Source organism: Paenibacillus rhizosphaerae (assembly GCF_014192015.1).
In the GTDB taxonomy this organism is placed as follows: domain Bacteria; phylum Bacillota; class Bacilli; order Paenibacillales; family Paenibacillaceae; genus Paenibacillus_AQ; species Paenibacillus_AQ rhizosphaerae.
Genome location: NZ_JACHXJ010000001.1, coordinates 857,887 through 876,847, shown reverse-complemented (window position 1 = coordinate 876,847; position 18,961 = coordinate 857,887). Strand labels below are relative to the sequence as shown.

The 18,961-nt window shown below is 53.0% G+C and carries 12 protein-coding genes and 1 pseudogene; 5 read left to right on the top strand and 8 right to left on the bottom strand.

The features are described from left to right. Positions 1-282: 282 nt before the first annotated feature. The 3 genes and pseudogenes from FHS19_RS03875 to FHS19_RS03870 form a co-directional block, all read right to left on the bottom strand. A complete protein-coding gene (locus FHS19_RS03875) occupies positions 283-5,748 on the bottom strand; it encodes a HAMP domain-containing protein (protein WP_183578840.1) in 5,466 nt (1,821 codons plus the stop codon). A gap of 281 nt (positions 5,749-6,029) precedes the next feature. After that, positions 6,030-6,182, bottom strand: coding sequence for a WCX domain-containing protein (locus tag FHS19_RS35615; protein WP_446686410.1), 153 nt, complete (start codon positions 6,180-6,182; stop codon positions 6,030-6,032). Between the two features lie 69 nt (positions 6,183-6,251). Next, positions 6,252-6,458, bottom strand: a pseudogene (locus FHS19_RS03870) (helix-turn-helix transcriptional regulator); the annotation flags it as partial. Positions 6,459-6,591: 133 nt separating this feature from the next. On the opposite strand from FHS19_RS03870, the gene FHS19_RS03865 reads away from it, so the two are divergent. After that, positions 6,592-7,485, top strand: coding sequence for an alpha/beta hydrolase (locus tag FHS19_RS03865; protein ID WP_183578833.1), 894 nt, complete (start codon positions 6,592-6,594; stop codon positions 7,483-7,485). Between the two features lie 67 nt (positions 7,486-7,552). On the opposite strand, the gene FHS19_RS03860 is transcribed toward FHS19_RS03865, so the two are convergent. The 3 genes from FHS19_RS03860 to FHS19_RS03850 all read right to left on the bottom strand — a co-directional run bounded on the left by FHS19_RS03860 (position 7,553) and on the right by FHS19_RS03850 (position 12,510). Further along, on the bottom strand, positions 7,553-8,746 hold the full coding sequence (locus tag FHS19_RS03860) for a winged helix-turn-helix domain-containing protein (RefSeq protein ID WP_183578829.1): 1,194 nt from the start codon (positions 8,744-8,746) through the stop codon (positions 7,553-7,555). Between the two features lie 562 nt (positions 8,747-9,308). Beyond that, entirely contained in the window at positions 9,309-10,745 is a 1,437-nt protein-coding gene (locus FHS19_RS03855) for a DHA2 family efflux MFS transporter permease subunit (protein ID WP_183578825.1), read from the bottom strand. Between the two features lie 220 nt (positions 10,746-10,965). Next, on the bottom strand, positions 10,966-12,510 hold the full coding sequence (locus FHS19_RS03850) for an MDR family MFS transporter (RefSeq protein WP_183578822.1): 1,545 nt from the start codon (positions 12,508-12,510) through the stop codon (positions 10,966-10,968). Between the two features lie 173 nt (positions 12,511-12,683). On the opposite strand from FHS19_RS03850, the gene FHS19_RS03845 reads away from it, so the two are divergent. Continuing rightward, on the top strand, positions 12,684-13,121 hold the full coding sequence (locus tag FHS19_RS03845; RefSeq protein ID WP_183581408.1) for a MarR family winged helix-turn-helix transcriptional regulator: 438 nt from the start codon (positions 12,684-12,686) through the stop codon (positions 13,119-13,121). A gap of 79 nt (positions 13,122-13,200) precedes the next feature. Here the strand turns inward: FHS19_RS03845 and FHS19_RS03840 are convergent, their stop codons facing one another. Together FHS19_RS03840 and FHS19_RS03835 are read right to left on the bottom strand one after the other, a co-directional pair. Beyond that, entirely contained in the window at positions 13,201-13,800 is a 600-nt protein-coding gene (locus FHS19_RS03840) for a nitroreductase family protein (protein ID WP_183578819.1), read from the bottom strand. A 196-nt stretch (positions 13,801-13,996) separates the two neighbouring features. Then, complete coding sequence (locus tag FHS19_RS03835; protein ID WP_246426410.1) at positions 13,997-15,019, bottom strand: UDP-N-acetylmuramate dehydrogenase; 1,023 nt, start codon at positions 15,017-15,019, stop codon at positions 13,997-13,999. A 216-nt stretch (positions 15,020-15,235) separates the two neighbouring features. Here FHS19_RS03835 and FHS19_RS03830 point away from each other — a divergent pair, with 216 nt between their 5' ends. The 3 genes from FHS19_RS03830 to FHS19_RS03820 are packed head-to-tail and all read left to right on the top strand — an operon-like array spanning position 15,236 to position 18,959. Beyond that, positions 15,236-16,333, top strand: coding sequence for an endospore germination permease (locus tag FHS19_RS03830; protein ID WP_183578816.1), 1,098 nt, complete (start codon positions 15,236-15,238; stop codon positions 16,331-16,333). Next, entirely contained in the window at positions 16,323-17,807 is a 1,485-nt protein-coding gene (locus tag FHS19_RS03825; RefSeq protein WP_183578813.1) for a spore germination protein, read from the top strand. Before FHS19_RS03830 ends, FHS19_RS03825 begins: the two co-directional genes overlap by 11 nt. A gap of 3 nt (positions 17,808-17,810) precedes the next feature. Next, the gene (locus tag FHS19_RS03820; RefSeq protein ID WP_183578810.1) at positions 17,811-18,959 is read left to right on the top strand and encodes a Ger(x)C family spore germination protein; all 1,149 of its coding nucleotides are present in this window, start codon (positions 17,811-17,813) and stop codon (positions 18,957-18,959) included. The last annotated feature ends 2 nt before the right edge of the window (positions 18,960-18,961 follow it).

Below are 18,961 nucleotides of genomic sequence, written 5' to 3'. Positions count from 1 at the left end.
GTAGCACCCCCAATATAGGTGCACAATCCGTCAACCCTGCATATTCATAGGTCATTTCAACCATACGGCGGCGATCGCTGTACAGAATTCAATTCCGAAGCGTGGGTCCCTTGCATACCGAGCCGTTCTCCTCCAATCCCTTCCTGATGAAATCCTCAGTAGCAAAAAACCCACAAAAGGAACACTTTTCATCAAAGTGTCTCTCTTGTGGGTTTCTGTACGTTCTGGAAGGGTCGGTATGTCATCTCTGCCATAAAGAACTGGATTTTGGACTCGCTTCCCTTACTCCTCCTGGTCGGACCCGGCATCCTCCTCGGGTGCCGTCGTTCCAAGCCAGCTGCGGATCATCGACAACAGCTGCGCGCTGTTCACCGGCTTGGTGATGTAATCGGATGCTCCGGCTTCCAGGCATTCCTCCCGGTCGCCTTTCATCGCCTTGGCGGTCAGGGCGATGATCGGGAGATCCTTGAACTGCGGCTTGCTGCGGATCGCCCGGGTCGTTTCGTAGCCGTCCATGACCGGCATCATGATGTCCATCAGCACGATCTCGATATCCGGCGTCTGCTCCAGGATTTGAATGGCTTCGTGTCCGTTTTCGGCAGGAACGACCATCATCTGATGGCGCTCCAGGATGGTAGTCAAGGCAAAAATATTGCGGATATCGTCGTCCACCACCAGCACCTTTTTATACTGAATCATTTCGTCGGATTGATACAGCTTGCGCACAAGCTCTCCCGACTGGTCTGGAAGGTCATCCAGCTTGCGGTGCAGGAACAAGCTCGTCTCGTCGACCAGCTGAGCCGGTGTCTTGACTTCCTTGATGACCGCGGATTTGGTCAGCTCCTCCAGTTCTTCCTCCTGCGCATGGTTCCATTTGACGCTCCGGTTCAAGACTAATGGTATGTGCTTGTTCTTTGGATTCTTCTGGATTTCCCGGACGAACTGGAGAATGTTCATATCCTCCAGATCGTTATCCGCGAGCACGCAGTCGAAATGCTCCTTCTTCAAGGTCTCGAGCGCTTCCCGGGCGGTCTGCGCCATGACGATCCGCACGTCCTCACTGCCCAGAAGAGCCGCCCATTCCTGGCAGCGATCTTTTTGCGTTCCGGTCAGCAGGAGGCTGCGGCTTTGTTCAGCGGCAAAGCGGCTCAACTGATCCAGCGCCTTCTCGAGGTCTTCGTTGGTGACCGGCTTGCAGACATACTCATAAACTCCCTTGCGGAGCAGTTCTACTTCGTCCTCCTCGACAGTAATGACGCAGACCGGAATATGCCGGGTGGCCAAATCGTTCTTCAAGTGCTCAATGACCATCCAGCCGTCCATGTCGCCGAGACGCAGATCCAGCGTAATCGCCTCCGGCTGATATTTTCTCGCCAGCTCGAGTGCGCCGGATCCTTTCGTTGTGATGACGGCCTTGATGTTCTTCCGGTGCAGCAGCTCCAGCAGGATCTCGTTAAACTTCACGTCGTCTTCAATGATGAGAAAGACGCGGTCCCCCGGCTCGATCTGCTCCCGGTCGTCGTTCACGGCATCCGCCTTGCGGCTGAAGGTCAGCTTCTGCTCCGGCGGCGTGACGTCGATGATTTCCGGCACGTATTTCGCAATTTCCTCCTGCGGCCCCATTTCGGTGTCGACCGGCAGGTAGAGATTGAAAATGCTGCCTTTGCCGACGACGCTGTAAAGCGTCAGCTCCCCGCCCAGCAAATGGGCAATCTCGCGGGAAATGGCCAATCCGAGCCCCGTACCGCCGTACACCCGGTTTGTGCTGCCGTCCGCCTGCTGGAACGCCTCGAAAATGATCTGCTGCTTGTCCTCCGGAATGCCGATCCCGGTGTCGCTGACCGAGAAGCACAGCACATTCGGCGCTTGATTCAGCGATTCGTTATCCTTGCTCCAGCCTTCGCTGGCCCGCCGCAGGGCCAAAGTAACCTGTCCCTTCTTTGTGAACTTAAAGGCGTTAGACAGGAGATTTTTGAGCACCTGCTGCAGCCGCTTCTGATCGGTAACCACCGTATCCGGCACGTTCGGATCCAGCTTGATGCTGAACTCGAGCAGACTGTTATCCACCATCGGGCGGAACGACCGGTCAAGGCCGTCCGTCAGCGCTTTGAGGGACACTTCGCTGTAATCCGGCGTAACGGTGCCCGATTCAATTTTGGACAGGTCCAAAATTTCATTGATCAGGTTCAGCAGCTCCAGACCCGAATCCTGGATCGTTTTGGCGAATTTGACCTGATGTTCGCTCAGGTTCTCATCCGGGTTATCCGCAAGCTGTTCGGCAAGAAGGAGCAGAGAATTGAGCGGCGTTCTTAATTCATGCGACATATTGGCCAAAAATTCCGACTTATAGCGGGAGGTCAGCGCTAACTGCTCCGCCTTCTCCTCCAGGAACTGCTTCGCAACCTCGACCTCCTGGTTTTTGCTCTCGACCTCGGCCTTCTGCAGGACGAGCAGCTTCGCCTTGTCCTCGAGCTCCTCATTCGTATGCTGAAGCTCCATCTGCTGCTTTTGCAGCTCCTCCGTCAGGGATTGCGACTGCATGAGCAGTTCCTCCGTCCGGCGGTTCGCCTGCATCGTGTTCACAACGATGCCGATCGATTCGGTCAGCTGATCCAGGAAAGCCAGGTCGATCTCGGTAAACGCCCGGAAGGACGCCAGCTCCAGCACGCCAAGCACATGCTCCTCGAATATAATCGGCAGCAGCACGATGTTGAGCGGCACGGCTTCGCCGAGTCCCGAGGAAATCATGACATAATCCTGCGGCACGTTCGTCAGCAGGATGCGCTGCTTCTCCACGAGGCACTGGCCGACCAGCCCTTCGCCGGCACGGAAGCGGTTCGACAGATGCTTCCGGTTCTGGTAGGCGTAGCTGGCAAACAGCGTCAGCACCGGTTCGTCGTTCTCCGGCTCGCTGATATAGAAGACGCCGTGCTGTATCGACACGAGCGGCGCCAGCTCCGACAGGATCATGCGGCTGATGGCATACAAGTCGCGCTGTCCCTGCAGCAATCTCGAAAACTTGGCAAGATTGGTCTTCAGCCAGTCCTGCTCGGTATTGATGCGGGTCGTCTCTTTCAAGTTCCGGATCATTTCGTTCACATTGTCCTTCAGCGCGGCAACCTCACCGGCCGCTGCGACATCGATCGTCCGGGACAGGTCCCCTTTGGCTACCGCCGTGGCCACGTTGGTGATCGCCCGAACCTGCGTGGTCAATGTGCTCGCCATATAGTTGACATTGTCGGTCAAATCCCGCCACGTGCCTGCGGCTCCCGGCACGCTGGCCTGACCGCCCAGCTTGCCTTCCGCGCCGACCTCACGGGCGACGGTAATGACCTGATCGGCGAACGTATCCAGCGTCTCGGTCATATTGTTGATCGTATCGGCCAGTTCGGCGATTTCGCCCTTCGCGTCCACGTTCAGCTTCTGCTTCAGGTTCCCGTTCGCCACGGCGGTCACGACCTTGGCGATGCCGCGGACCTGATCCGTCAGATTGTTCGCCATAATGTTAACGTTGTCGGTCAAATCCTTCCAGATGCCGCCGACCCCACTCACCTGTGCCTGTCCGCCCAGCTTGCCGTCCGTTCCGACTTCGCGGGCGACGCGTGTGACCTCGGACGCAAACGAGTTCAGCTGGTCCACCATCGTATTGACTGTATTTTTCAGCTCCAGCAGCTCGCCGCTGACGTCGACCGTAATTTTCTTGGACAGATCCCCGTTAGCGACCGCTGTGGTCACACCGGCAATGTTCCGCATCTGGATGGTCAGGTTGCGTGTCATGTTGTTCACCGTATCGGTCAGGTCCTTCCAGGTTCCCGACACATCCTTGACGTTCGCCTGGGCGCCGAGCTTGCCCTCGGTGCCGACCTCGCTGGCCACCCGCGTTACTTCCGACGCGAAATTGCTGAGCTGGTCCACCATCGTGTTCATCGTGTTTTTCAGCTCGAGCAGCTCGCCTTTGACGTCGACCGTAATTTTCTTGGACAAGTCGCCCTTCGCTACCGCCGTCGTCACTTCGGCAATGTTCCGCACCTGATTCGTCAGGTTGCGGGCCATGTTGTTGACGCCTTCAGTCAAATCCTTCCACGTGCCGCCGACGCCACGGACCTCGGCTTGTCCGCCGAGCTTCCCTTCGGTTCCGACCTCGCGGGCGACGCGGGTGACCTCGGACGCAAACGTGCTGAGCTGATCCACCATCGTGTTGATCGTGTTTTTCAGCTCAAGGATTTCGCCCTGCACGTCCGCAGTGATCTTCTTCGACAGGTCACCGTTCGCCACCGCCGTCGTCACGACGGCGATATTGCGCACCTGGTTCGTCAGGTTCGAAGCCATGTAATTGACGTTCTCGGTCAGATCGCGCCACGTGCCGGCCACGCCCTTCACCTGCGCTTGACCGCCAAGCATGCCGAGCGTTCCGACCTCGCGGGCGACGCGGGTAACTTCGGACGCAAACGTGCTGAGCTGATCCACCATCGTGTTGATCGTATTTTTCAGCTCGAGAATTTCACCCTTGGCGTTGACCGTAATATGCTTGGACAGGTCGCCCTTTGCCACCGCCGTCGTCACTTCGGCGATGTTGCGCACCTGGTTGGTCAGATTGCTGGCCATGGAGTTGACGCTTTCGGTCAAATCACGCCAGGTTCCCGCAACGCCGCTGACCTCCGCCTGTCCGCCCAGTATGCCCTCGGTGCCGACCTCGCGGGCGATCTTCGTCACTTCGGAAGCGAACATGGACAGCTGGTCCACCATCGTGTTGATCGTATTTTTGAGTTCCAGAATTTCACCCTGCACGTTGGCAGTAATTTTTTTTGATAAATCTCCGTTGGCAACAGCCGTCGTAACGACCGCGATATTGCGGACCTGATCCGTCAAATTCGTGGCCATGTCGTTGACGCTCTCCGTCAAATCTCTCCACGTGCCGGACACGCCCTTAACGTTCGCCTGCCCGCCGAGCTTCCCTTCCGTGCCGACCTCGCGGGCCATTCGGGTAACCTCGGACGCAAAGGTCGACAGCTGATCCACCATCGTATTAATCGTATTTTTCAATTCCAAAATTTCGCCGCTGGCATTGACCGTGATCTGCTTGGTGAGATCGCCCTTGGCCACTGCCGTCGTCACTTCGGCGATGCTGCGGACCTGGCTCGTCAGATTGGCCGCCATGCCGTTCACGCTGTCGGTCAGATCCTTCCATGTCCCTGAGACCCCTTCAACATCGGCTTGACCGCCCAAAATGCCTTCGGTCCCCACCTCTTTGGCTACGCGGGTCACTTCCGAAGCAAACTTGCTCAGCTGGTTGACCATCTTGTTGATGTTGTTTGCGGACTTTTTGAACTCGCCGGTCAGCGGCCGCCCTTCAAACTCCAGATCCACCTTTTGCCTCAAATCGCCCTGGGCAACCGCGTTGATCACGCGCACCATCTCGCTGGTCGGCTGGATCAGGTCACTGACAAGACCGTTTAACGATTCTACGGCCGCCTCCCAAGACCCGCCGGTATTTTTATGGGAAAACCTGCGCGACAGCTTGCCCTCTTTACCGACAACCCTGGCAACGGTATCGATTTCGGACACAAGGCTTTCCTGCATTTCCATGATCTCATTAAAGGTGTCTGCGATTTTTCCGGCGATGCCCGTCTGATCGTACGGCATGCGGTAAGTAAAGTCTCCCTTTTTAAAAGCCATCAGCGCATCGAGCAGCTCTTTGGACTGAACCTGGCTCTCTTGCGAATCCGGTTTCAAATGCTGATCCGACATGGTCAAATCCCTCTCTCGACATAATTTTGCACCGTTCATTGCTAATAAACATGATATCTCTATTATTCTACTATGCCGATTAAAATCTGTCATTTTTCTGCCAGTTAAAAGTTAAAAATTACACTTTAGCGAAAGCACCTTAGCGAACACACAAACACAAAAAAGCAGCCCGAATGCTGGACCGCCTTGAGGGTATCAAGTTACTTTTGCATAGGGCACTGTTCTCCGCAACGAACTCGAGAAAGACATCTATATCCACCAATAACATTGAAATCGGGAGACTAGGATTGTGGAACATTATATTCTTCGAGAGCACGGATTAACTTTCTTCTGACAGCTTCTCTTAGTTCTTCCGGTTGGAGCACAACCGCTTCAGCGCCGAACGAAAAGAAATATTCAGCGAAGAATGGTATTTCTGAGGGGAAGATCCCCATCTCTAGTATGCCTGTACCGTCGTTGGAACGATGTACTTCTCCCCAAGGGAAAATCCAGCTTTATCTCCGTGGAAGGCTTCGTTCTGTCAGAACCTGGTATCCGCCTCCCGCACCAACTTGAGAGTATAAAGGCACTCCCATTCTACTCAGCTCCTGCAAATCGCGCAGCATGGTTCGGGTGGACACACCAAATGCTTCGGCGAGCTCTTTGACGGTGAATTTCCGCTTTCGATTTACCGCCATCATCAATTCAATCAGGCGCCTCGGCTTCCCCATTATATTCACCCCCAAAGATTATAGTGACAAGTTCTGTCACATTCATATTATACACTATGAATAAGCCGGATCGCTGGGGAGATTGCGGTAGAAGAAAGCGATATAAGAAGGAGAAGGAGAAGGAGAAGATCATATGTCTAGAGAACAACGTAAAATATTGGAAGAAATGCTGCGGCGTTCTGAGCCCGCCAAGCCACAAAGCATCGAGGAAATGCGCGCTAACTTCGCTGCCATGATGGCAACGATGTTAGTACCTGCGGGCGTGCGGACCACGCCGGCGACCATTGGTAATCGACCCGGTGTGATCGTTGACCCTGCACAGGATGCCCGCCCAGGAATAATTCTCTATTTCCATGGCGGCTCGTATATCATGGGTTCCCCTTACACAGCCATGTCCCTTACTGCGAACCTGGTCAACAGGACCCGTATCCAGTCCGTCTCACTCGATTATCGTCTGGCTCCGGAACATCCGTTCCCTGCTGCTATTATGGATGCTCTAGCCGCCTATCAGGAGCTTCTGGACAACGGAACCCAGGCAACGTCCATTGCGTTTGCTGGCGACTCCGCCGGTGGCGGTATTGCTGTCTCGACTTGCCTCATGGCACGTGACGCAGGCCTGCCGATGCCAGCAGCGGTAGTGATGTTCTCGGCAGGGCTCGATAAGACACATTCCGGAGCAAGTATGGATAGTAAAGTGGGGCTCGACCCGTTCTTCACACGTGAGAGCTTTTCAATGACGGACGTGATGTACCTCGCTGGACAGGACCCGAATCACGAACTCGTAAGTCCCGCCAGGTTCGCCGATCTTACGGGATTCCCGCCGCTCCTGCTGCAGGTCGGAACCAACGAGGTACTCCTTGACGACTCCACGCAGTTAGCCGACCGCGCACGGGCAGCAGGCGTAGATGTAATCCTTGACGTTATTGCCGACGTCCCGCATGTTTTCCAGGCGTTCGCGGGTATTCTCGATGAAGCCGATCAAGCTCTGGACCGTGCTGCGCTGTTCATCTCCCAGCATCTCAGATGAACATTGCTCGATAGAACAATCCTATGAGGAGGCTTGCCGGCGGAGGGGTACCGGGAAATTGGAAAGTTCAGTCCACAGACGCTGTCGAAATCGTCTCGCATCCGTTGAATAAAGCGAAATGTTGAAAACAATGGTTCAGCGCTGTTCGCAACCGCTTTGTTGGCTGAATGCCGTTCTCGTACCAGATGTTTTTAACAACGAGCGTCCCGGCTTTTCGATCCGCGATGACTTCGACTCTTCCGATTAGGCTTTCTCCGTATAATAGAGGCAGCACATAATACCCGAATTTCCGTTTGATTGCGGGCGTGTAAATCTCCCAGGTGTAATCAAAGCCAAACAATTCGTTAATCAGCTTTCTGTCCCATATCAAATTGTCCAGCGGGGCAATCAGCTCGCAGCGAAATTTCGGCTCCGGATTTTGCAGGACGGCTTCTATAAGCGGCAAGTCCTCCGCGCGGCAGTACAGTGTATCCTTTAATTGCTCTACGGTTATAGCAACAATGCGAGCTTCGTCCAACAACTGGCGGAAAACCTCGTTGCGCTGTACCGCCTTCAATCCCCATATGTTTAGCCAGGCATCGGATGCGCGATTCCATAAAAGGCCAACTTCGCCGATCCGGCGCAGTACCCGCCACTTGTGATGCTCAAGCTCGGCTTCCAGCGGCTCCGACGCATTCAGCAGGTTTGGCGGTATGTACTTTCCAGCGATATCGTAATATTTACGTGTTCCTTTTTTGTGATGGATAATCAACTCGCCTGTGGAGTACATCTGTTCCAGCACCGACCGGGATGCGTTGTTTCCGCTGCTCCAGTGGATGGCCGATTGCCATGAGAAATTTCCATCCAATTTTAGATCATCCGAACTAAGCGGACCGTGATGTTGGAGGTGAACCCGAACTTGCTCTGTCAACACTTCCATTTCGGGATAGCGCTTAGCGTGTTGTCGGGCGGCCTGCCTGTACCGCTCAAAATACGGCCAGTCCTCGAGAGGCATAATAGCGAGATTCTTGTCGGGATAATCGATCAGGAATCTATCTTTATACAGCAACTCGTCGAGCATGTTCTTCGTAAATCCTTCGATTCTCGACTGCAGAACCAATTCGGCGTTTTTTCCGCAAACATCGATGGGATCGTATTGAATACAGCCGACCTGCCGCACAAAATCCAATACTCCCTGCTTTCCAGTAAATCGATATTCACCTAACAGCCCGTGCTTCAATAACAGAAATTGCCGTGCCTGCCGGTTTGTCAATTCGATCATGTACGCATCAACTCCTTAACGAAACAAACACGAGCCGCTTGCACATGATGATAGAAGACGGGGTTGCTTATCTCAATATAGTGATTATTTACTTTGTTGCCATAATGGCGGTATCCATTTGGGAGCTTCATCTGCAATCCCCTTTCCTAATAACGAAAATTGCTTTTCGACGTTTTCAACGACGCCTATACCCCCAAGCCGTAGAAAACAGAAAACAAACACATGTTCCCATGTTATTTTACCATTGTCTAGGAAATAAAAACAATAGGGTATAGAAATTAACCGCACGCTAGTGTAGCAAGATCACAAGTTTGTATCATGTTACCTTGGTCGGTAATCGTTTCTCAAATTCAGTCTTTGAAGATTCGCAAATAAAAATGCTCCCTTATACGATAAGGAGAGCATCTTTTCGTTATTGCATTTCTTTTGTTGGCCCCATCATAGGCGGTACTGGTAAGCCTGCTTGATGACTGCCTGGCATCGACTGGATCCGGCTGTTCTGGAATGCCGCTTTTTTTTCTGTGCCCTTCTTTGATGGGATCGGTCAGCACTTTCCTCCACTTTACGCGGCAGGAGCTGCAGAAGCAGGCTTCTTCCTCTTGAGCAAAAAGGACATCGGAATCGCCACGGCGACGATGACGGTCGCAACGACAAACACGTCGTCCACGCCCCACGTGAATGCCTTGTCTTTCACCATCGCGGTTACTTTACCGGCAGCCTGCAAATGAACCGCGGTCCGACTGGCCAAAATGGAGCTGAAGATACCGATGGCGAATGAACCCATTCCCTGCTTGATCCAATTGTTAATCGATGATGCATGACCCGTCTCCTCCCTCGGCACGGCGCTCATCCCCGAATTGGTCACGGTCAGGTTGGCAAAGGCGATGCCCACGTACCGGAACGCCATCCAGAAGGCGATATAAAAGCGCGTCGTGGAAACCGTCAGGTTGCTCAGCATCAGTGTGGCAATGAACATCAGGATCACGCCGACCATGCACAGCCATACCGGGCCGATTCGCGTGTACAATCTGCCGGATATCGGGGCGCAGATCACCATCATCAGCGAGCCGGGGAGCATGACCAGCCCCGCCTGCATCGGCGATACCTCAAGCACGGTCTGCAGAAAAATCGGAACCAGAAAAGTGCCGGAATACAGGGAGATGGAGATGATCGCCTGCAGGACGATGCTGTACGTAAAGCGCCGGATCCGAAATACACGCAGGTGCAGCAGCGGTTCCTTGGCTTTCAGCTCCCAGCCGATGAACAGCGCCAGCATGAGGGCACCAGCGATCAGCAGTGTTACGGTCTTCACGGAGCCCCATCCCCAAGTGCTGCCTTCACTGAATGCGACAAGCAGTGACGTGCTGCAGCCGATGACCGTGACGAAACCGACGACATCGAACGACTGCTTCTTGCTCAGCTTGTAATAGGGGATCCGCCGCACAGCGACGAGAATGGCGGTGACGCCGATCGGCAGATTGATGAGAAACAGCGCGTGCCAGTTAAAATACTGCACAAGCAGCCCGCCCAGCGTCGGACCGATGGCCGGGCCGAGCATCGCCGCTACGCTCCACAGACTAAGCGCGAAGGCCTGCTTCTCTTTGCCGATGACCTGGTAAATGATCGTCATGGTGGCCGGCATGATGAGCCCGCTGAACAGTCCGTGCATGACGCGGAAGAAAATCAGGCTTTCGATGTTCCAGGCCGTCAGGCACAGTGCGGAACAAATCGTAAATCCGCTAAGCGAAATCAGGTAGACCCTCTTATAACTAAGCTGGTCCCCCAGAAATCCAAGCACCGGGGCGATAATACCGGTCGCCAGCATAAAGCCGGTGACCATCCACTGCACGGTTTGGAGCTGGGAGCTGAACTCCTGCATAAAATCCGGAAGCGCAATATTGATCGTGGTCGTGCTTAGTGAAGCCAAAAAGTTTCCGAAAAAAATCGCAAAGATGACCGACCAAAAGGAAGTGGCGGTTCGGGGCGTGCTGCTATCCATAATTTCCCTCCATATATCGTATCCCTCTGGAAGGCTGTTGCCGAGCGGTCAAAAAGACCCTCGGCGTACAACAAGACCGGGGCCGAAATTCGTTATGGAAAGCATACCCCGATATAACGTTAACGTCAACGTAAAATATCCATAAATTGCACTTTTTTTGCCAGCAAACGGAAAAGGGCCGCCCGTGAAAACGGACAGCCCTTTCATTTTTCAACCGGATTTATACCGTCTTCTGCTGTTTTGCCGAAGCGGCCTTTTGTTCCTTGCCGACGGTGACTCTGGCATTTCCCATGCCGGCCACTACGACCGCGGCGATCGCGATCGGAATCAGCGCGAACAGAAATACGCGGGAGATGGAGTGGGACATGGCGTCAACGATGTTGTTCAGCACATCCGCCGGAATTTTGGCGCGGTTGGCCGATTGGAAAATTTCCTGCGGACTGCCGACATTGGCCATGGCCGAATTAGCCCCGCCGCCCATGCCCTTGAAATTTTCGGCAAGCCGGTTCGTGAACAAATTGTTCTGAATGGTGCCGAAAATCGTGATCCCCATCGTCATGCCGAGCGACCGCAAAAACTGGTTGGTCGAGTTCGCCGTACCGCGGAAGCGAGGCTCCAGGTTATGCTGGGATGCCGTCGGCAGCAGCGAGAACGAGAAGCCCATGCCGAAGCCGACGATAATCATGAAGATCGTCAGATATATCCGGGCGGTATCGGGAGTGAGCGTACTGAGCAGATACATGCCGCCCAAATAGAAAATGACCGAGATGATCATGAGGTTCCGGTAGCTTGTCTTCGTGGAGAATATCCCGCCGATGGCGCTTCCGGCCACCGATCCCAGCATCATCGGCGTCAGGATCAATCCGGCGTTCGTAGCCGAACCGCCATATACCGCCTGCACGAAGATCGGGATATATACCGTCATGATGATAAAGGTTCCGCCGTACAAAAACGCGAGCAGCTGCGAGGTTGCAAACAGCCGGCGTTTGAACAGGAAGAACGGCAATATCGGCTCCTTCGCCTTCAGTTCTACGAAGAAGAAGATGATGAAGAACACCGCGAAGCTGGCAAACAGCGCAATAATCGGAGCGGAGTCCCATGCATACTCCTTGCCTCCCAGCTCCAATGCGAACATCAGGCTGATAACGGCGATAACGAGTGTCGAAGCGCCCCACCAGTCGATTTTTTGCTTGTTATGGGATGGGGACTCTTTGTAACTGCGCAGAATGAAAATCAGGGACACGATGCCGATCGGCACGTTGATGTAGAATACCCACTCCCAGCCGGCATAATCGGTGATATACGCGCCGAGCAGCGGTCCAACCACGCTGGCCGATCCGAACACGGCTCCGAGCAGCCCGGTCATTTTGCCCCGGTTCTCCGGCGGAAAAATATCGAAAATAATCGTAAACGCGATCGGCAGAAGCGCGCCTCCCCCGATCCCCTGAATCGCCCGGTACAAGCTGAGCTGCTCAATCGTCTGTGCCAGGCCGCACAATGCGGATCCCAGCAAAAACACGGTTAAGCCGAATACGAAAAATCGCTTCCTTCCGTACATGTCCGACAGCTTGCCAAAAATCGGCATGCCGGCCATCGTCGTCACCATGTAGGCTGAGGTGACCCAGACGAATTTGTCCAGTCCCCCAAGATCGGATACGATCGTTCCCATGGCCGTGGCGACAATGGTATTGTCAATGGCAGACATAAAAATGGCCAGCAGCAGCCCCGCTACGACCATTTTAATGTTGCTTTTCGTCGCTTCCATTGGTTATCTCCTTTACAATATATTATCCCTTCCGATAAAATGAAACCTAGTCATTATCTCGGAATTCAAGTATCTCGATCATCAAGATATTCAGATTCTAAGAGGAGGTCTTGCTTTTGTCAAGTCAAAATGCTGAGGGCAGTACATCACCTGAAGAACGGTTGGCTTCGCAAATGAGAAAGCTGGGAACCAGGACCGTCCTGTACCAACAGCATGTCGCCAGTTCCCTCGGTTTATCCAACACCGATTTGAAATCCGTAGATATATTGTGGGAAACCGGTCCGATTACGGCCGGAGATCTCTCCAAAATTACCGGTCTCGCCACCGGCACGGTTACCGCCCTGATCGACCGTCTAGAGAAAGCGGGCTACGTGCGGAGAGAGCAGGACCCGTCCGATAGACGCCGCGTCATGATCGTCCCCGAATATTTTGCCAGAGATGAAGTCCGCGAGACGTTCAAGCCGCTGCACGATTCTGTGGTCCGGCTCGGCTCGTCCTATACACCCGAGCAGATTGAACTGCTCATTGACTTTGCAGCCAAGGTCAGCGGCATCATGGAAGAGCAGATCCATACGCTTGGCGGCGGACGTTCCAAATCGGCCGCAGAATAGCATGGCACGCAGAAAAAAAGCACCTCGCGCATAATACGTGAGGTGCTTTCACTTTTATTAAGTATTAATTCCGTACTGCTTATTTGAATACTTTAACGCGGTCCTCAAGCGGCTTGAATTCTTTCTCGCCCGGCTGTACTGTCGGTTTGCCGAAAGGCATTTGGGCGATCAGTTTCCAGTTCGCAGGAATGTTCCACTCAGCGGCAACCTTTTGGTCGATCAGCGGGTTGTAGTGCTGCAGGCTGGCGCCAAGACCTTCTGCTTCAAGCGCGGTCCAGATGACCAATTGGTGCATCGCCGAAGTATGGTGGGACCATACAGGGAAGTTGTCTGCATAAGAAGGGAAGCTTGCTTGCAGTCCTTCAATGACTTCATAATCCTCGAAGAACAGGATCGTGCCGTATCCAGCGCGGAAGGCAGCCATTTTCTCAGCAGTAGGTGCGAAGCTGTCAGCCGGAACAACGGCTTTCAGCACGTTCTCCGTCACATTCCACAGCTTGTCATGCTGTTCGCCGAGCAGAACGACAACGCGTGTGCTTTGCGAGTTGAAGGAAGACGGCGTGTATTTCACCGCGTCGTTGACGATCTCCTGAATCTTCTCGTCGGAGATCACCTGCTCCTTGCTGATTCCATATATGGAACGTCTGTTTTTGAGTGCATCAATAAACTGTTTAGACATTTTTATATCATCCTCCTTTTTGTTACTTACTTACTTTTTTAGTATACATACACTCTCGTCCAATTACAATACCTTAATTTAAAGATTTTTGCTTTGATTTGCCGCTCCGACATGAACTTGAATCAAATAACCCGCCAATGGCGGGCAAAGGCGGGTTGCGGTCACACAATGTTCACATATTCGGATTTGAAACAGGCTACTCGACGACGACGACTTCGGGTTCAGGAACAAAGCCGAATGCCTTGTCGACGCCTTCCATAATCACATTCATCAAATATTTAATGTGCTCGGCAGTGGCATGGTCTGTGTTGATGATCATGTTGCCGTGGAAAGGCGAGATCATGGCGCCGCCGTATGTCTTTCCTTTCAAGTCGAGACGATCGACCAAAGCGCCGACGGGAACGCCGTAATCGTAATTGTTTTTAAAAACGGATCCGCAGGAAGGATACTCGAAATGACGTTTGCCGTTCCGGTACTCCTCAATTTGGGTCATCGGGGCTGGGAACTCGATTCCCCGGCTTTGCAGCGCCTTCGCTTCATCAGCCATATACGAATAGAACGAGGCCAGGGAAGACATCCCCTCTTTGTCCTTCCATCGGTTCAGCAGGCGGTTCGCCTGCTGCGGATCCATTTGCTCCGGTACGGCCAGCATATCCGCGCCCAAAATGAGCCACGGGTTCATCTGGAATATGGACTGCTTATAGCCATACTTGCATTGGCTGACATCAATCGACTGGACGGACAAGGAAGGATCCTCTAAGTCCACATAATATACCGTTTTGATAATGTCGCTGATCTGCCGGTGGTTGTACTTGGCGTTCATGTAAATGCCTGCCCCCAGGCCGCCGGGCAGCAAGTAAGTAAACTCGTAGCCAGGGATGTTATACATCAGGCCAGCGATCGACAGCATGGACATCGGTGTCCCCGAGGAGATAAACCATTTGGTCGGCGTGATATCCCAATAAACGAATCTTTTCAGGGAAATGTACAGCGTATCTTTGCGCGGGGTGTCGGGGAACAGCAAATTGGACCCCATGCCGCAGAAAAAATAGTCCAGCCCGTGGGTTCTGCTTCCCTGCAGCAGCGTGATCAGTTCTTCAGCCGTTTCGGGCATGGCGAAGAAATTCGCTTCCCCGCCGATTTGGTAGGACGAGTGGTTCGCAAGCGGTTCATTCCGCAAGCATAAGTTTTCAAATGTCATCCGGTTATTAATCATCATGGCAAATTCTCGCTTTCAACTTTCTTGTCTTCGCACGTTCCCTGTACATCGGGAAATGAAGTGCCTCAATAGAGGCCTTCTTTAAAAATACAGACCTATCTATTCTAATATATCGTCACCCTTCGCGCCACGTGTCATTTTACGGAAGAAAGTATTGGCGGGAAAAACCCGGTTAATAATGGTTCTAGAATGAAGCCAGAAACCGGAGGTGACTGTATGAAAATATTAAAGGCCCGTTTGTCCCAAGGCATCATGATGATCCTGCTGTCCGTCGGGTTGATGAACCATGTCTTTATTATCCCTTTCCTACTCCAGAGCTCGGGCCGGGATTCGTGGATTTCGGTCGCCTTGTCCACCCTGCCGCTGCTTCTGGTGACAGGAATGACGATTTTTGTGGCCAAACGAATAGGGGACCGCTCCATTCACGAATGGTTGGGCCAGGAGTATGGCCTTGGTGCCGCCGTTCTTCTGCGCATCGTCATGAGCCTCTTTTTATACATGCTTTGCTTCTACACGTTGTTTGATACGACCACATGGGCCAAAATCACCTTTTTGACCGAGACGCCGGTATCGGTAACCACCACTGTCCTGCTGCTTCTATGCCTATATGCGGCGATCATGGGATTTAAACCCATAGCCATTTCAGCAGGGCTTCTCCTGCCGTTCGTCATCCTCCTCGGATTTTTCATCATGACGGTCAATTTTCAATCCAAGGATTACAGTCAGCTGCTGCCCATGCTGTCCAAAGGCTGGGCGCCCGTATTTAACGGCTTGGCCAATTCATGTGCAGGATCCTTTGAAATTATCATGTACCTGTTCATCCAGCCCAAATTGGCTAAGCCAGCTAAGGCCTGGCAGTTATACGTCCTGGCCTTGGCCCTGATCGGGCTGACCATGGGACCGCTGATCGGCGCCATTACGATCTTTGATCCGTATGAGGCGTCCAGGCAATTGTATCCGGCGTATGAGGAGTGGCGTGTGGCCACGATCGGGAGATATATCGCTCAAACGGACTTCTTCTCCATATATCAGTGGCTGTCGGGGGCCTTTATTCGGATTGCTCTCGCCCTGTATTTTATGGTGGATATTTGGAATATTAAACAAAAGATTCCGCGAAATATTTCATACGTTGCGGCTGCGGGCCTGGTTCTGCTCATCTGCCTATTCGGGCCAAACGATATCAATTTCTTAAGATTTCTAAAAAACTTGTATTTCCCGATTTCTGCCGTCTTTTTGGGAGCCTTGGCCCTCATCTTGTTTGGTTTGGCTCTCATTTCATCCCGAAAGAAAGGACAAGAACACCATGACACCTAGCACAGAGCAGCCTCAGGCCAGACTGGAAGACATCGATATCCCGTTCCTTCAAAAGTATTACGAGCAATGCGGCGACGTCGTCCTTCATCCCTTTGTTGTGGGGGAAGGAGACCTGAAGCAGTCCATTCTCCTGATCTATTGTGAAGGCATGACGGACGCGGTGCAAATCAACCAGTTTGTCCTCCCTAGGCTGGAACAGATGTACAAGGAAACGGGATTCGGCAGCAAAGACAGCATCCTGGTTTATCAATCGCTGCCGTTGAAGGAATTGAAGACCCAAAATTTACTGTCCGAGCTCGATATCCAGGTGTTTCAGGGCATGCTGATTCTGTATTTCCAGCACATGAACGCCTTCTATCAATTGAATGTCAGCAGCACACCATCCCGGTCTCCGGAGGAATCTTCCACGGAGTCTTCCATCAAAGGGCCCCAGGACGGATTTACCGAGAACTTGAGCATGAACCTCGCGCTTATCCGCAAGCGGCTTCGGACCCAGTCGTTATGCGTGGAAAAATTCGTGCTTTCCGAGCGGGGACACACCCAAATCGCGCTGATGTACATCCGGGATATCATTAACCCGGATATCGTCGATGAAATCAGGAAGAAGATCCAAAGTTTCAATGGGGATGCGATCATTGGCACAACTCAAATCGAAGACCTCGTTCAAGGGTCGCTTAAAAGCATCTTTCCGCTGACCGATTATGTCGGCAGGCCGGATTATGTCGCCTCCAGCCTTCTGGCCGGTCGGTTCGTGATTATGTTCGACGGATCGCCGATGGGAATCATCGCACCTATCACCCTCTTCAGCCTGATCAAATCGCCGGAAGACGCCAACATGCCCTTTCACATCGTCTCGTTGCAAAGGTTTTTGCGGATTTCGGGTCTCTTCATCGCTTTGTTCCTGCCTGGATTTTACGTGGCGCTAACCTCCTTCAACATCGAGCAGATTCCGACTCCGCTGCTGGCAACCATTATGAATTCCAGACAGGGACTTCCGTTCTCGCTTCCGCTGGAATGCTTTTTGATGCTGTTCCTGTTCCAGGTTTTCCATGAAGCGGGCACCCGCCTCCCCAAATCGGTCGGACAGACGGTAACGGTGGTCGGCGGGCTCATTGTCGGCGATGCGGCGATCCGCGCAGGAGTTACGTCGCCGACGATGGTGGTAACGGTGGCTGTGACGATTATCGCCACCTTTACGCTGGTCAATCAAATTCTTTCGGGAACGACGGCGATCATTAGGGTATACGTGCTTCTGCTATCTTCTTCCCTGGGCATGTTCGGATTTTTTATCGCCATGTTCTCCGTCCTGCTTCACCTGGCCACGCTGGATAGCTACGGGGTTCCCTATCTCGCTCCCGCTTCCCCCTATATCGCCAGGGATTTCTGGGAAGGACTGTTCCGAAAGCCGGTCAAGCTGTTCAAATACCGTCCGCGGGTGCTGCGGACGCAGGACGATACGCGCAAGGGAGAGTAACGGATGAAAGCCATCATCGTTCTTCTGGTCTGCTCCCTGCTATTGACCGGCTGCTGGGACCTGAAGACGGTACAGGATATGAATATTGTAACGGCGCTCGGCATCGATTACAAAAAGGACCATTATATCGTATACGTCAAGCTGACCGATTTCTCCGCCGTTGGCACCAGGGAAGGAAGCGGGGAATCCAAGCCTGCATCCACCTGGATTGGGATCGGCGAAGGTTCGACCGTGTTATTGGCCATCAACGATGTTTACAGGTCCGCCCAGCATCATACGCTGTGGACGCACGTTAAAGCGATCGTCATCACGAAATCCGCACTCGGAAAGCTCGAAGATATTTTCGACAGCCTTCTGCGTTCCAGGGAGCTGCGGTATACATCCTGGGTGTACGGAACCGATAAGCCGATCACGTCGATATTCACGGCAGATACGACGCTGAATCAGTCTCCCCTGCTGCTGGAAATGTTCGAGCCGAAGGAAACCTATAAACAGCGATCCGCGGTCCTGCCGATTCAGCTGCAACAACTCGTGAGCAGCATCAGGGAGCCTGCAACCAGCGTCCTGCTTCCCGTCCTGTCCGTAACGGACCGGAAATGGGTAGCCAACCAAAAGGATAAAACCCCCTCTATGATGGAGCTCACCGGCGTGTTCGTCATCAACAAAGGAGCGAACGAGGGATGGGTCGCGGAAAAGGACATGATGGGCGCCAGACTGATCCGGTACAGCCACTTGGTAAGATATCCGCTCAACCTTCCCGAACCAATCGGCGGGAACAACACGTTGAATTTGACGTCGCCAAGTACAAAAATCTCGTTAAATCCGGACACGTCGGACAGCATAAACTTAAATATCAACCTTACGGTCAATGCCACTGTACTAGAGACGCATGACACTAAAGGGTTTGCCGCGACGGATCATGCGATGGAACAAAAGGCCCAGGCGATCCTGAAAGAGGACATCCTGAAGGAGTTTAACGACGCGAAGAGCAAACATATCGACTTGTTCGGGTTCGAGGAATGGTTATACCGTCATCACTATGACCTTTGGAAACAAACCGTCTCCCGGGGGCCGGTTCTGTCCAAAATAAAAGTTGATGATGTGAAGGTGAAAGTCTTGATTAAGCATGCCAATACCTATACTATCGATTGAAT